13 protein-coding genes are annotated in these 14,278 nt (G+C 64.6%); 7 read left to right on the forward strand and 6 right to left on the reverse strand.

Features of this window, described 5'->3' with window-relative positions:
- Positions 1-209 precede the first annotated feature (209 nt).
- The 3 genes from ERC79_RS14015 to ERC79_RS14025 all read left to right on the forward strand — a co-directional run bounded on the left by ERC79_RS14015 (position 210) and on the right by ERC79_RS14025 (position 3,596).
- Positions 210-962: an IclR family transcriptional regulator gene (locus tag ERC79_RS14015; protein ID WP_165497126.1), complete on the forward strand. Its 753-nt coding sequence runs from the start codon at positions 210-212 to the stop codon at positions 960-962.
- A 217-nt stretch (positions 963-1,179) separates the two neighbouring features.
- Positions 1,180-2,166 (forward strand): amidohydrolase family protein, encoded by a 987-nt coding sequence (locus ERC79_RS14020; RefSeq protein WP_207390328.1) that lies wholly within the window; start codon positions 1,180-1,182, stop codon positions 2,164-2,166.
- A gap of 146 nt (positions 2,167-2,312) precedes the next feature.
- Entirely contained in the window at positions 2,313-3,596 is a 1,284-nt protein-coding gene (locus tag ERC79_RS14025; RefSeq protein ID WP_207390329.1) for an MFS transporter, read from the forward strand.
- A gap of 171 nt (positions 3,597-3,767) precedes the next feature.
- Here ERC79_RS14025 and ERC79_RS14030 read toward each other — a convergent pair whose 3' ends face one another.
- Positions 3,768-4,964, reverse strand: coding sequence for a low temperature requirement protein A (locus ERC79_RS14030; protein ID WP_131579052.1), 1,197 nt, complete (start codon positions 4,962-4,964; stop codon positions 3,768-3,770).
- A gap of 136 nt (positions 4,965-5,100) precedes the next feature.
- On the opposite strand from ERC79_RS14030, the gene ERC79_RS14035 reads away from it, so the two are divergent.
- Entirely contained in the window at positions 5,101-6,366 is a 1,266-nt protein-coding gene (locus ERC79_RS14035; protein ID WP_131579053.1) for an aspartate kinase, read from the forward strand.
- 8 nt (positions 6,367-6,374) lie between these two features.
- Positions 6,375-7,439 carry an aspartate-semialdehyde dehydrogenase gene (locus ERC79_RS14040; protein ID WP_131579054.1) on the forward strand — a complete coding sequence of 355 codons (1,065 nt, stop codon included), beginning with the start codon at positions 6,375-6,377 and terminating at the stop codon, positions 7,437-7,439.
- A 69-nt stretch (positions 7,440-7,508) separates the two neighbouring features.
- Here ERC79_RS14040 and ERC79_RS14045 read toward each other — a convergent pair whose 3' ends face one another.
- The gene (locus ERC79_RS14045; RefSeq protein ID WP_131579056.1) at positions 7,509-7,850 is read right to left on the reverse strand and encodes an Imm51 family immunity protein; all 342 of its coding nucleotides are present in this window, start codon (positions 7,848-7,850) and stop codon (positions 7,509-7,511) included.
- Positions 7,851-8,022: 172 nt separating this feature from the next.
- Positions 8,023-8,478: a DUF6069 family protein gene (locus ERC79_RS14050; RefSeq protein ID WP_131579057.1), complete on the reverse strand. Its 456-nt coding sequence runs from the start codon at positions 8,476-8,478 to the stop codon at positions 8,023-8,025.
- 193 nt (positions 8,479-8,671) lie between these two features.
- On the opposite strand from ERC79_RS14050, the gene ERC79_RS14055 reads away from it, so the two are divergent.
- Entirely contained in the window at positions 8,672-9,634 is a 963-nt protein-coding gene (locus tag ERC79_RS14055; protein ID WP_131579059.1) for a hypothetical protein, read from the forward strand.
- A gap of 93 nt (positions 9,635-9,727) precedes the next feature.
- Here the strand turns inward: ERC79_RS14055 and ERC79_RS14060 are convergent, their stop codons facing one another.
- The 3 genes from ERC79_RS14060 to ERC79_RS14070 all read right to left on the reverse strand — a co-directional run bounded on the left by ERC79_RS14060 (position 9,728) and on the right by ERC79_RS14070 (position 11,811).
- A complete protein-coding gene (locus ERC79_RS14060; protein ID WP_131579060.1) occupies positions 9,728-9,991 on the reverse strand; it encodes a hypothetical protein in 264 nt (87 codons plus the stop codon).
- 407 nt (positions 9,992-10,398) lie between these two features.
- Complete coding sequence (locus tag ERC79_RS14065) at positions 10,399-10,689, reverse strand: hypothetical protein (protein WP_131579062.1); 291 nt, start codon at positions 10,687-10,689, stop codon at positions 10,399-10,401.
- A gap of 144 nt (positions 10,690-10,833) precedes the next feature.
- Positions 10,834-11,811, reverse strand: coding sequence for a hypothetical protein (locus ERC79_RS14070; protein WP_242676570.1), 978 nt, complete (start codon positions 11,809-11,811; stop codon positions 10,834-10,836).
- Positions 11,812-12,119: 308 nt separating this feature from the next.
- Between ERC79_RS14070 and ERC79_RS14075 the strand changes: the two genes are divergently transcribed.
- On the forward strand, positions 12,120-13,967 hold the full coding sequence (locus ERC79_RS14075) for a multicopper oxidase domain-containing protein (RefSeq protein WP_131579063.1): 1,848 nt from the start codon (positions 12,120-12,122) through the stop codon (positions 13,965-13,967).
- Positions 13,968-14,278 lie beyond the last annotated feature (311 nt).

The following is a 14,278-nucleotide window of genomic DNA, read 5'->3' on the forward strand; positions in this document are numbered from 1 at the left end:
ATGGAGCGCAGGCTCGTGCGCCCCTCAGTTCCTTGCCTCTTTCATATCGTTCAGCTAGACTGAACGCTGTTCAGAACCAAGTTAACGATGGCATGGATTGCAGTTGGTGGTCAAGTGCGAATATGCGGTTACATCCGCCATGAAGAGTGCTTGACGTCACACGGCAACTATGCCAGTCTCTGTTCCGTCAACCAGAATGGTGTTCAGCTGTGTCGAACGAAACCTCTCGCTCTGTAGAGCGTGCTCTCTGCATCCTGTGTGAACTAGCGAAGGCGGATACGCCGGTGGGAATCAGTGAAATATCGCGACGAACCGGCTATTCGAAAAGCACGGTTCATCTGGGGCTCCGAACGATGCGCGAGCTGAGCTTCGTTGTCCAAGATCCAGAAAGTGGGCGGTACAGCCTGGGCTTGGCAGCCGCCCAGCTCGGGGTTGCCGCCCAGGAGAACTCGCAGCTGGTGACGATGTTGTCTGCACCAATGTCCGAGCTCGCGGTTCGCTCGAGCGAAGCTGTATCGCTTGGCGTTCGTGTGGACTCGGAAGTTCTCTTCATCAAGCGTTTCGAGACCTCGCATGTGTTGGGAACGAGTATCCGCGAAGGGACGCGCATGCCTCTGCATGCGTCGGCTTCCGGCAAGGCACTGCTGATGGGGATGAGCAACGAAGAAATATGCAGTCTCTTCCCTGACGAGAATCTGCCGCGAGAGGACAGTCACGCCGAAAGGGGCCGGACCCAGCTTCTCGACGAGATCGACAAGGCCAGGGAAGTTGGCTACGTAACGAGTGCGGACGAGTGGCGACTCGGTATATCTGCTGCCGCCGTGCCTGTCCAGATTGGAAGCGAGGTCGTCGCTTCGGTGAGCATTGCCGGCCCGACCTCGCGCTTCCGCGCCGACCTCTGGGTCACCGACCTGCTCTCGCTTGCAGCGCCGCTGACCGCAAACACCAAACGCGACCAATAGGCGACCCCTTCAGTCGCCGAACGACTTAGGAGTATTTATGAGACGCAGCCTGGCAGTGACGGGCATCGGGACACTCATGAGTGGAGACTTGGCTTCTCCCACGATCGCCGCTGACACCGTCTTCATAGAAGACGGCAAGATCGCCGGAATCGGTGCCCAGAGTGACTTCGACGCCGATCGATGGCTGGACGCGGCGGGAGCCACTGTCCTGCCAGGGTTGATCGACAATCACATCCACCCGGTCTTGGGTGACTACACGCCCCGGCAGTCCCAAGCGGATTATCTTGCTGGCTTCGTCCATGGTGGCGTGACTTCAGCAGTCTCTGCTGGTGAGGTACACACCCCCGGGCGCCCCAAGGATCGAGCTGGCACGAAAGCGCTCGCGATCTTGGCGCACAAGGCCTTTGCCGATCACCGGCCGTTGGGACTACGTGTCTACGGCGGAGCCCTCCTTCTCGAAGAAGGGCTCACGCCGGAGGACTTCGTTGAACTGGCCGACGCCGGGGTGCATCTCGTGGGGGAGATCGGAATCTCGGGCGTGAAAGATCCCGAAACAGCCGCCACGATGACTCGATGGGCGCACGACGTCGGCATGAGCGTCATGGTCCACGTAGGCGGCAAGTCGGTGCCGACCAGTCGGGCGATCGACGGCGAGTACTGCGTGCAGGTACAACCTGATATCGCAGCCCACGTCAACGGCGGACCCACCGCTCCCACGATCGACGATGTCAAGCTGATCCTCGATCAAAGCTCATCCGCTGTCGAACTGGTTTACAACGGAAATCAGCGAGCAGCGAGCGACATCGCTGCGCTTCTAGCCGAGACGAACCAGCTCGACCGCCTTGTGCTGGGAACCGACTCGCCGGCTGGCGCGGGCATCGCGCCAGCCGGAATCATGCGACTGCTTGCAACCATGTGCTCCCTGGCCAAGATCTCCCCTGCTTCTGCCATCGCGACAGCAACGGGCAACACCGCAAGAGTTCGGGGCATTCCCGGCGGCTTCATCCGCATCGGTGAGAACGCAGATCTCGTCATCGCCGATGCGCCGGACGGGGGCCAGGCGAGCGATATGGCATCCGCCCTCGAATTCGGGGACACGCCTGCGGTAGCCGCAGTCGTCATCGGTGGAGAGATAAAGGTTACCCGTAGCAGAAACACCGCCCCTCCGCGCCGTACTCCGGTTTTTCCGAAACTGATTGAGTGACAGGAAAGTTCAGAACGAAACTCATCAATCAGTCGGCCCAATAAGTAGCGGAATTGAGATTCTGTAAGAACTCCGCGAAAGCCGGATCACGGAACAGGGAAAAGATGTCAGATAAATCGACAAGCCGTCGGGTTGTACTGTCAAGTTTGGCTGGTACGACTTTGGAGTGGTATGAGTTCTTCATCTATGGAACGGCCGCCGCTCTAGTATTCAACAAAGTGTTCTTTCCGAGTTTCGACTCGTTGATTGGCACACTGTTGTCGCTCTCCACATTTGCCGTGGCGTTCATTGCTCGGCCAATTGGTGCAGTAGTATGCGGTCACTTCGGAGATCGTCTGGGCCGCAAGAGGATGCTTGTGGTGACCCTGATCATCATGGGTGTGACAACGTTCGCGATGGGTCTCCTCCCCAGTTACGCCACCATCGGGATTGCGGCGCCGGTGCTGCTGGTCGTACTTCGTCTCATTCAAGGACTGTCCCTCGGAGGCGAGTACAGCGGTGCCGTCCTGATGAGCGTCGAGCACGCCAGTGAAAACCGGCGCGGACTCTTCGGTGCAATTATCAATGCGGGAGCACCCCTCGGGCTGTTGATGGGGAATGGCGTCTTTCTGGCGATCAGCTTCCTCGATGATTCCGCTTTCATTCAGTGGGGATGGCGAATCCCATTCATCAGCAGTGCGCTCCTCGTCTTCATTGGTATGTACATGAGGCTGAGGGTTGAGGAGAGCCCCGAGTTTGCTCGCCTGGAGAGTCAGAATGCAGTGCGCAAGACTCCACTGCTTGAAGTATTGAGAAACCATGGCAAGACCGTGCTCGCCATGTCGCTTTCCTATATTATCAATGGAGCAATGTTCTACACTGCGGCGGTTTTCTCGCTCACCTATGGTCAGAATCACTTGGGGTTGGAGAGATCGTTGATGCTATCCCTGGTGATGGTGGCAACGGCTTTTTCCATCGGGGGCATCATCTACTGTGGATGGTTGTCCGACCGGTTCGATCGCAAAAAGATGTTCATGACCAGTATCTTCGGTCTTACCTTTGCTCCCATCGCATGGTTTGCGCTTCTTGACACGCGTTCGGTTCCGCTGATGTTCTTAGGGTTCGCGATTCTCTACCTTCCCTATTGTCTCAACTACGGAACGATGCCGACCCTGTACGCGCAGGCTTTCCCGGCCCATGTTCGATACAGTGGTATGGGGCTCGGATATACAATCGGAACTATTTTGGGAAGTGCAATCGCCCCCCTGATTGCGACCTACCTTCTCGATCGAACTGGAAATTGGCCGGCCATCGCCACCTACCTCTTTGCGATGGGCGTCATCTCGTTCATTGCGGCTTCCTTTCTCCCCGGAAAGGCCAAGCGTGATGGGCAAGACCAGCCCGACCTGTCCCGCCAGGACGTCGGCAGTCGCGAATCGGCGCACCCGTAGGCCATATCCGGAAATGACCCTCACAATGGCGCTCCACGTTCGCCATTGGCGCCGCGACGCAAGAAGATGGCCGCCCACTCCGCCCAGGGGTGGGCGGCCGCCGTCGCGCATGCGGGCCGCGCGGCCACTCGCCCTCCGCCGTCCTGGGAGGTGCCGTAGGGGGTGCCGCGGTCAGTGCCGGATCCTGCGCCGCCGCTCCGCGTACCTGAGCATCTCGTACGCGATGAGTGCGAGCAGCACCACGGTGAGCAGGCCGAGCGTGACGAGTGCGGGCAAATGCCATGCCACCGGGATCAGCGCGAACAGCACCACGACGGTCGCCGTCCGGATCAGGCTCAGTGACCCGGCTCCGTACAGCTTGAAGTAGACCAGTGCCGCCAGGTAGAGCGCCGCGCCGCCGTACAGCGTCACCAGTGGCCAGCCCTGCAGCGGATCCGTCAGGCGGTGGTGATTGTCATCGCCGACGTAGTAGAGGATCTTCTTGAGTCCCAGTGAGAGCATCACGATGCCGATGACCATCGGTAGGTGGGCATAGCTGTAGCAGCGCTGCGCGATCCGGATCCGTCGGTCGCCGGCGGATTCCTCGAAGGCGTGCTCCACCATGAGCGAGGTGACGTCGAAGTACGCCCACCACAGCAGCGAGGACACCGCCAGCCCGAGCAGCGACGCGACGATGATGGCCCACGTGATGGGCAGACTCGCGACGCCGATGCCGATCGAGACGATGGACTCGCCGAGGGCGACGATGACAATCAGCCCGTGACGCTCCGCGAAGTGACTCACCGATCGCAGCCGCCAGCCGGTGCCACCGACGAGGGTGCCGAGATAGTCGCCTGCGAGCGCAAGGAACCACATCACGGTCTGCCAGGGGCCGGTCAGCTGAGACGCGATCAACAGGAATGTCGTGCCGATGAACATCGATGGCACGAACCGCATCACCTGCCCGCGCAGCTGCGGGTCGTCCCTGCTGATTACCAGGAAGATCAGGATGTGCAGGACCCGCACCACGAAGTAGCCGACCGCGAACACCACCGGTCCGTCCAGCCCGCCCGGTAGATCGTCGAACGCTTCCGGGATGGTGAGAGCGACGATGAACATCGCGCTCATCGCAGCCAACATGACCACGCGCACGGCACCCTCATCGGCGCGCACCAGGTTTGCCAGCCACGAGTAGCCGACCCAGCTCCACCACAGCACCGCCATCACGAGGACGCCGTGCAGCAGAGTGCGCCCGCTGGGGTCATCCGCGATCAGGTCCGTGACCCGGGTGAGCGCGAAGACGAAAACCAGGTCGAAGAACAACTCGAGCGGGGAGACCGATGCGCGTTCCTCGGTGGGGCGGGTGGTCAACCGTCGGGTGAGATCCACACCTGCGATGCTGCCATCCGTTGCACGGAACTGTCGGGTCAGCCGTGGGCGAGGACGCCCTGCACCCGAACAGATGCTCGTCGGTAAGCTCGGCAGCTGGACTTGCACCAATTCATCTAGCCGGAGGTACACACGCGTGGCTCTCGTCGTCCAGAAGTACGGGGGATCCTCGGTCTCGAGTGCCGAACGCATCCGGCGCGTCGCTGAACGGATCGTCGAGACGAAGAAGGCGGGCAACGACGTCGTCGTGGTCGTCTCGGCGATGGGCGACACCACCGACGAGCTGCTCGACCTCGCGCAGCAGGTGTGCCCGGTGCCGCCGGCGCGCGAGATGGACATGCTGCTCACCTCGGGTGAGCGCATTTCCAATGCACTCGTCGCGATGGCGATTCATTCCCTCGGTGCGCAGGCGCGGTCGTTCACAGGCTCGCAGGCCGGGGTGATCACGACCGGTAGCCACGGCAACGCCAAGATCATCGACGTCACCCCGGGCCGTGTGCGTGCCGCCCTGGACGAGGGCTCGATCGTCCTGGTCGCCGGCTTCCAGGGCGTCAGCCAGGACAGCAAGGACGTCACGACGCTCGGTCGCGGCGGCTCCGACACCACTGCCGTTGCGCTCGCCGCGGCGCTCAAGGCCGACGTGTGCGAGATCTACACCGACGTCGACGGTGTCTTCACCGCCGACCCGCGCATCGTGCCCGACGCACAGCGCCTCGACACCGTCTCCTTCGAGGAGATGCTGGAGATGGCGGCGTGCGGCGCGAAGGTGCTCATGCTGCGCTGCGTCGAGTACGCCCGCCGCTACAACGTGCCCGTGCACGTCCGCTCGTCATACACGACCAAGCCCGGAACGATCGTGTCCGGATCGATGGAGGACATTCCCGTGGAAGAAGCCCTGATCACCGGTGTTGCCCACGACCGCGGCGAGGCCAAGGTCACCGTCGTCGGCCTGCCCGATACCCCGGGCCACGCCGCGAAGCTCTTCCGGGCTGTTGCGGACGCCGAGATCAACATCGACATGGTGCTGCAGAACATCTCCAAGGTCGAGACCGGCAAGACCGACATCACCTTCACGCTGCCCAAGTCCGACGGCCCGCGCGCGGTGGAGAAGCTGACGGCGCTGCAGTCGGAGATCGGCTTCACGCAGATCCTGTTCGACGACCTCATCGGCAAGGTGTCGCTCGTCGGTGCCGGCATGAAGAGCCACCCCGGCGTCACCGCAAAGTTCTGCGAGGCTCTCGCCGACGCGGGCGTCAACATCGACCTCATTTCCACCTCCGAGATCCGTATCTCGGTGCTGGTCAAGGACACCGAGCTGGACGACGCCGTGCGCGCGATCCACGCGGCATTCGAGCTCGGCGGCGACGAAGCAGCCGTCGTACACGCAGGAACGGGACGGTAGTGGGAGCTATGACCAGTGAGACGAGCGAAGCGACGAAGAATGTGACAGTCGCTGTCGTCGGCGCCACCGGCCAGGTCGGCATCGTCATGCGCACCCTGCTCGAGGAGCGCAACTTCCCCGCCGACAAGGTGCGGTTCTTCGCCTCGGCCCGATCGGCCGGCAAGACGCTGCCGTTCCGCGGGGAGCAAATTGTCGTGGAAGATGCTGCGGCCGTATCCGATGAAGATCTGAAGGGCATCGACATCGCGCTGTTCTCGGCCGGTGCGACGCTCTCGCGTGCGCAGGCCCCCCGCTTCGCGGCTGCCGGCGCGATCGTCGTCGACAACTCGTCGGCGTGGCGCAAGGATCCCGAGGTTCCTCTCGTTGTCAGCGAGGTCAACCCGGAGGAGACCAAGAATCCGCCGAAGGGCATCATCGCCAACCCGAACTGCACCACGATGGCCGCGATGCCGGTCCTCAAGGTGCTGCACGACGAGGCGGGCCTGCAGCGCCTGATCGTCAGTAGCTACCAGGCGGTCTCGGGCTCCGGCATCGCCGGTGTCGAGGAGCTCGTCGGCCAGGTGCGTGCCGTCGCCGACGACGCCGAGAAGCTGGTCCATTCCGGTGCGGCCGTCGACTTCCCGGCCCCGGACAAGTATGTCGCGCCGATCGCGTTCAACGTGGTGCCGCTCGCCGGCGCCCTCGTCGACGACGGCAGCGGCGAGACCGACGAGGATCAGAAGCTCCGCAACGAGAGCCGCAAGATCCTCGGCCTGCCGGACCTGCTGGTGTCGGGCACGTGCGTGCGCGTCCCGGTCGTCACCGGTCACTCGCTCGCGATCAACGCCGAGTTCGAGCGACCGCTGTCGGTGGAGCGCGCCAAGGAACTGCTCGCCGACGCCCCCGGCGTCGAGCTGGTGGACGTGCCGAACCCGCTCTCCGCCGCCGGTGGCGACGTCTCCCTCGTCGGCCGGATCCGTCAGGACCCGGGTGTCCCCGAGGGCCGCGGCCTGGCGCTGTTCGTCTCGGGCGACAACCTGCGTAAGGGTGCGGCGCTCAACACGATTCAGATTGCCGAGCTACTGGTGCGCTGACGGCGCAGCCACTTTCGGCGATGCCCTGTACCGGATTCGGTACAGGGCATCGCCCGTTTCGGGGAATCCTCAGTCGAGTTCGGCGATCGCGACCAGCCCGCCCAGGTACTCGGAATCGGAGTACGCCCTGGCCAGGATCGCGCCAAGCTCGGCGAGCGCGTCGTGGTCGGGGCCGTACGCGACGAACATCCCCGCTTCGGGATCGGTGCGGAAGCGGTCCTGCAGGTGCGGCGCATCGCGTTCGGTGACGGCGTGGGCTACCGACGCCCAGTCGTATCCGGAACCGTCGAAGCCCTCCACCTGCTCGAATACCGCCGCCACCTTGCCGAAGTGCTGGTCCGTCAGCATCAGCGACCAGTTGCCCGGTGTCGTCTCGAAAAGTTGCAGTGGCTCGATGGAAGGCGATGTCATGCGTGCATTGAAGCAGAACGGACCGACAGGTGTGTACGTGTGCCAGGGTTGCCTGCATAGCCGAGTCCTACTGCTCTCCAGTTTGATTCGATGCATGTGCGCATCGGCGGTGGTAGATGCGATCCTCCTCGCAATTGGGGCCGAGGAGCGTCCAAGGAGCACTATGTTCCGGTCATGATCGTGTGACCAACGTGCTCTGCACTGACGCCGCGACACCCGACAGCAGCGACACGGTCGCGATACCGACGACGAGGTAGATCGCTCCGCTGGCGGTCTGCGACTTGGTGGTGCCGTCCACGCTGAACGGCCAGAGCGCCGCAGCGGCCGTTGCGAGCACCCCGATCCAGGTGAAGAAGGTCGATGCTCGCGGCGTCGATATCAGGAGCAGGTGCAGCAGGCCGGTGGCGAGCAGCGCCGCGACGGCGGAGTAACCGGCGACGGTGGCCACCTGCGAGTCCCATGGGGTGTGTGGCGGCGTGATCACGGGCGTGTCGAGCGGGCCGCGCACCGCCAGGACCCCCACGATGGCGGCCAACGCCGCGACAACAGCGGTGGCGACACCGCCCGCCCAGAGCTTTCTCGCGTTGACCCCGGTGCGGGCTACCCGGGCTGTCGGTTCCGTGCTCATCGAGTGCTCCTCACGGATCTCGAACCGGCGGTTCCCTGCCGTCCAGATTAGGCCGACAGGCGTGGTCCGCGGTCATCCTCGGCGGGTGAACCGGGTTTCGGAGGAACCGAACGTCCGGAGCGTCTGCCTCGGCTTCTCCATCGCTCGTGAACGTGCCAGGATTCGTCGACAGGACAGCAGAAGGGGTCGCGTAGTGACGAAGGTGAGATGGGGTGTCTCCGGGCTGTTGCTGATCCTGGTGGCCGTGCTGGTGCTCGGGTCGGTTCTTGCGAGATACACCCGATCCGAGGTGCTCGACACCGACCGCTACGTCGCCACCGTCGGCCCGTTGGCCTCCGACCCGGCAGTGCAGGACGCAGTCGGCGATCGCATCAGCGGCATCATCCTCGATCGGATCGACCTGGATGCGCTCACGACCGAGGCCCTGACCTCGCTGACCGAGAACCTTCCCCGGGGGTCGGGCATCATCGTCGGCTTCTCCCCGGTCCTGGCGAAGCAGGCGGAGGACTTCGTCCGGGAGGCGGTCGACTCGATGGTCGCGAGTGATCGATTCGCGTCGCTGTGGACCACCGCCAACAGGGCCGCGCACCGGACCCTCGTCGCGGTCGCGACCGGCGAGATCGGTGGGCGTGCCGTGCAGGTCGACGAGTCCGGAACCGTCAGTGTTCCGTTGCAGCCCTTCGTGGAAGCGGCACGCGACCGACTGATCGAACGGGGCTTCACCTTCGCCGACCGGATATCGGACACCGATGCCGAGTTCGTGCTCTTGCAGTCGGACAACTTGGCCTCGTCGCAGCGCGCGGTTCGTGCGCTCGATGCGGCCGCGACGTGGCTGCCGTGGGGGTCGCTGATCGCGGCCGCCGGAGCGGTGCTCATCGCGCCTCGCGGCGGGCGGCTGCGGGCGGTGAGCCTGGCGGGCGTCGCGGTAGCTGTTGCGATGTCGGTACTGGCGCTGGCCCTGGTGATCGTGCGGTGGATGTATCTCGACGATCTGTCCGCGCAGGCTTTCTCGCCGCTTGCCGCGGGGGCCGTGGTCGATGCCTTCGCCGGCCCGCTGCGGACGACGCTCGTGTGGGTCTTCCTCGGCGGTGTCGTGGTGGCCGTCGGTGCCCGGCTGATCGGGTTGCGGGAGCTTCGGACCGACGCGGGCGGTTAGTTACCGGATCGGCGACCTCGCTCGATGTCGGATGGACTCGGCTGTAGAGGTCGTTTGTAAGCGTCGAGGCCCCGCCCCGCGAGCTACTCAGCTCTATCCCTGATCGACAATAAGCCCGCTGCTTTCGAGTAGCGTGTTCTCCATGTGAGCCAGCCCCGAAGCTGCTGCCGTTATAGCTTCGACCAGTTCACGTACGAGGAAGAATTCTGCCGGAGTCGTATACCCGGGACCTCGAATATCTGTCTTGATTTTCTCGATGAGACGCTCCGTATCGGCCAGTCGATGCAATTCTCTACCCATGCTTTCGACCTTGGATTCGAGTGAATCGATATTGTGATTCGCGCGGGTGGGACTCATGGCAATCCGCCTGTTCGGGTCCGGTTGCCGACCGCGATCAGGTCATAGCCGTTTCTGGTCCGTGGCCCAATTTTGGGCATGCTTGGGCGACCCGGTCAGCAACTCTGGTAATTCTTATTCTTTGGCAGCGCTGTGTTTTCATCGTCCGCCGATCAACGTGCAACGTCAAGGCCGTTATGTACCTTTTTCGTGGGTCGGTGAATCCGCCCCAATTCAGAAGATCTTGGCAGTGTCCGTGTCCGTGTCCGGGCGGTCGACCCTCCTCGGTTGGCTCGTGCGCGTCGGTCCGAAGCCGACGGTTGTCGGCTCGCGGCAGGCGATGATGGGGTTCGGTCGTCGGGCGTCGTGCATGGCGAACGCTGTAACTCCGCGGTGGGGGCGGGCGCAGGGGCTGCGGGTTGTGGAGGTCAATCGGCGGAGCGGAGCCTGACGGTCGTGATCAGAACGGTCGCGAGCAGCAGTACGGTTCCTAGCACGGACAGGGCTTTCATCGGTCCAGGAATGTCGGTCGTCAGCGAACCGATGTTCATCAGCACACAGGCGAGCGTTGCCGTGACAAGTCCGATCGCATACCGGGTGCGGTACTTGCCTGCCGGTAGCTGTCGGGCAGCGGGCGTGGTGGCTTTCGTCCTGCTGGTGACGAGCAGGGCCGCGCCGACGACGAGGATCGGCAGGCCGACCAGGAAGTAGACAGTCATCGGGAAAGTTCTCTCCTTCAATTTCGCCGCCGCCAGACGGTTCGTCACCGTTGCGACGTCCGCTACACCATGCTCGAGAATAGGCACCCCGTCGCCTTCGGCTGGGAATTCGGGTACAGCGGGCGCCGCACCCAATTCTGCGAGTTACCCGTCCGGCGCTTGCCCGTCGGTCGGGTAGCGCAGGCCCGATGGCTGGGCTAACTTCCGCTGGGTGGCGTCTTCCGCTCGGGAAGCGGGGGCACTGTCTGTGAGTCCGGTCGTCGGTCCTCGAAGGAACCGTCCGATCGGCCCCTCGTCGAGCGCGAGGGCCTTCGTGATCACCGCGGCGCTGACGATGATCCCGCAGGCCACGAACATCCAGCCGATCGCGGTGAACACCAGACCCAGCTCGCCGAACTTGGCTACGGCGCTCGCCACCGTCCGCGGCAGCACGATGTTGCCGCCGACCCGCAACGCGGCCAGACCCGCCGCGGTTATCGTCCCGGTCGCCCACAGCACGCGCGCCGACAGCCGACGCTCGGTCAACAGGTACGGCACCAGCGTCCACAGACCCATCCAGACCAGGAACTGTGCGATCAGTGCCAGCGTGCCTCCGACGTATGCGACGTCGCGCAGCACGCGCGTAGTGCCTACGAGCGCAGCGGACGACGCGACGGTCATCAGTACGGCCACCCACCGCCACCAGTTCGTGATGCGGAGCGTCGGCACGTGCCAAATCCGCCCGTACATTCGTCCGAGGGCTCGTGCGAACGACGTCCCGGAGAGCACCACCATGAGGAGCCCGACGATGCCGAACGCCGCGGACGTCGGCTGGTCGGTGTTGAAGGTGCCCGGGTGGACGTCCACGGCGTCGACATCGATGCCGAACTGGTCGAAGAACCCCTTCGTGAACGTGTCATGCCGGCTGAGCGTGGACACCGCGATGATCACCGGCAACACCGATGTGAACGACTGGGCGGCGAGCGTCATCGACCGGTCCACCAGTTCGATGTCGACCAGGCCCGAAAGGACGCGCTCGACAGTCCGTCCAGGCGCGGTGCCGCGCAGCCAGCCCTGCGCGGATTCCGATCGCGCCGCGAGAGCCTCCCGCGCCAACGCGACATTGAACTTCGACGGCTTCACAGCACCCCGCTCCGGCTCGGCGGGAGCGCGGCGTGACCGGTCCCGATGGATCCCGTCAGCGTAGGTGAGCCGTCGGGTTCGGGTGGATACGGCCGTGCCGGTCGGCTCCGCGGACGTACGGTGTCGGCCGCGGAGTCCATCGCGGCGCGCGCGGTCGTGACAATTCGTCCGAGTCGTCTGGTACGTGGCCCTGGAATCGGGATGGTTCCCCGGAAAATAGCAGCAGCGCAGCGACTCCGGCGTACGGTCGGGACGACGCGTTTCCGTGTGCTCCGGTCCGGCGGCGACGACGAGGAGTGTGACGTGACATGAGTGGAGGAATCTCCCGTCGTGCCTTCGCTCGCGGGCTCGCGCTGAGTGCGGGCTTCGGGGCGGTGTCGGCGGGCATGGCGGCGGTGCGCGCCCAGGATCTCGGCGACCTCGGCAACATCGACCCCTCCCGCCCGCTGCTGTTCGCCTCGCCCCGGCTCGAGCCGTTTCGCGACGAGCTGCCGCTGCTGCCGGTCCTGACCGGCTCGCAGCTCGAGCTGCGAGCGGGCAGCACGATGCACCGCTTCCACCGCGACCTGGACCCGTCCCCCGCCTTGGCCTACGGCGGTATGGACTACCTCGGACCCACGGTGGAGGCGCACACCGGCGATCCGCTGACGGTGGCCTACCGCAACGAGATCGGCGTGCATCCGCTCGCCGCCGACTTCGATACCACCCTGCACGGGGTGACCGAACAGGACCGAACTGCGGTGCCCACGTCGATGCACCTGCACGGGGCGGTCACTCCGCCCGAGCACGACGGGCATCCAGCGTTCCTGCAGCGGCCCGGGCAGGGGCACGTGCACCACTATCCGAACGGTCACGAGGCCACTCAGCTGTGGTACCACGATCACGCGATGGGGATCACCCGATTGAACGTGTACGCCGGGCTCGCCGGGATCTTCTTGCTTCGTGACGAATTCGACACGGGCACAAAGACTAACGCGTGGGGTCTGCCGTCGGGGGAGTTCGAGATCCCGCTGATCCTGCAGGAGAAGATCTTCACCGCCGACGGACGGCAGAGCATCCGTGCCACGCCGCTGGTGCCGCAGGGGCGCTGGGACGGCGGCACCCCCGGCGACGTCGGTGTCGTCAATGGCAAGATCTGGCCGGAACTCGCGGTGGCGCGGGGGATGTATCGGCTCCGACTGGTGAACGCTGCTTCATTCAGCGTTTGGAACCTGTTCTTCGGCAACCGGATGCGCTTTTGGATCCTCGGCATGGAAGGCGGCATGCTGCCCACCCCGGTGCCGTCGGACCACGTGCGCCTCGCGCCTGGCGAACGCGTCGACCTGCTTGCCGACTTCGGGATGCTCGAGCCCGGGGCAACGGTGGAACTGCGCAACGACGAGCCGCCGCCGCTCGCTGCGTCCCAGCGTGGGGCACGGCCGATGCCGCTGTTCTGCCGGTTCCGGGTGGGGGAGCAGCGGGGGTTCGCCGGCGTGGTGCCGCAGACTCTGCGTGGCGGTGCTGGGCAGCCCGCCGACCTCGAGCCCGTCCCGGCGCCGCAGGTGCAGCGCACCGTCACCGTCATGCAGCTGATCGATCCGTCTACCGGCGGCACGATCATGTCGCTGAACAACCTGCTGTTCGGCGACCCGGACGTCGAAACACCCCGGCAGGGCACCGTCGAGCAGTGGAACATCGTCAACGTCACTCCCGAGCCGCATCCGATTCACCTGCACCTGGTTACCTTTCGGGTCTTGGGTCGGCAGCACATCGACATCGCGCGTTACGCGCGGCAGTATCCGCAACCGCCGATCGGCACCAAGTGGACGCCGCCCGCCGACGAATTCGTCACCTCCCCGCTGATACCGCCGGAGTCGTGGGAGACTGGATTCAAGGACACCGTCGTCGCGAATCCAGGTTCGATCACCAGGATCGTCGTGGTGTTCCCGACCGCGGCCGGGCTCGGCTTCGATCCCGACACCACGTTCGGGGGCCCAGCACCGGTTCCATCCACACACGACATGCCCGACATGCCGGGGCACCAGATGCCCGCCCACGCCGGACGCGACAGCGCCCCGGCGGGCGCCGGGACGCTGCAGGGATACGTGTGGCACTGTCACATGCTCGATCACGAGGACCACGACATGATGCTCGGATTCCGGACTGTCGCAGAGTGATCGACGGCTCCGTCGCGGTTCGATCTGACGCGTCCCCGGACCCGACGACGTCAGCTATGAGCCCGGCTGTCTGTTCCCTCTGCCCGGTTACCGACCAGCAGCCTTCGCCGCTGCCACGCCGTCAGCTGGCCGTGGATGGATCGGCCCAGAATCGAAATCAGCGAAGGTGCTCGACAGCGACCGAAACACGATGCGTCCGTGGAGACTCGACGCGTCGATCGGTGGGACCGCCCCGATTCGCTGGTGACGACGCCCGACGCCCGACGCCCGACGCCCGACGCCCGGCGAACAGGTGGGCGAGGACGTCGCGG

This window comes from Rhodococcus sp. ABRD24 (assembly GCF_004328705.1).
In the GTDB taxonomy this organism is placed as follows: domain Bacteria; phylum Actinomycetota; class Actinomycetes; order Mycobacteriales; family Mycobacteriaceae; genus Prescottella.

What these genes read in the sequence shown, in the direction of transcription:
- ERC79_RS14045 (WP_131579056.1), bottom strand. Translation starts at nt 7,850, where the DNA reads ATGACATCGCCTTCCATCGAGCCACTGCAACTTTTCGAGACGACACCG.
- ERC79_RS14065 (WP_131579062.1), bottom strand. Translation starts at nt 10,689, where the DNA reads ATGACTGTCTACTTCCTGGTCGGCCTGCCGATCCTCGTCGTCGGCGCG.
- ERC79_RS14050 (WP_131579057.1), bottom strand. Translation starts at nt 8,478, where the DNA reads ATGAGCACGGAACCGACAGCCCGGGTAGCCCGCACCGGGGTCAACGCG.
- ERC79_RS14040 (WP_131579054.1), top strand. Translation starts at nt 6,375, where the DNA reads ATGACCAGTGAGACGAGCGAAGCGACGAAGAATGTGACAGTCGCTGTC.
- ERC79_RS14075 (WP_131579063.1), top strand. Translation starts at nt 12,120, where the DNA reads ATGAGTGGAGGAATCTCCCGTCGTGCCTTCGCTCGCGGGCTCGCGCTG.
- ERC79_RS14060 (WP_131579060.1), bottom strand. Translation starts at nt 9,991, where the DNA reads ATGAGTCCCACCCGCGCGAATCACAATATCGATTCACTCGAATCCAAG.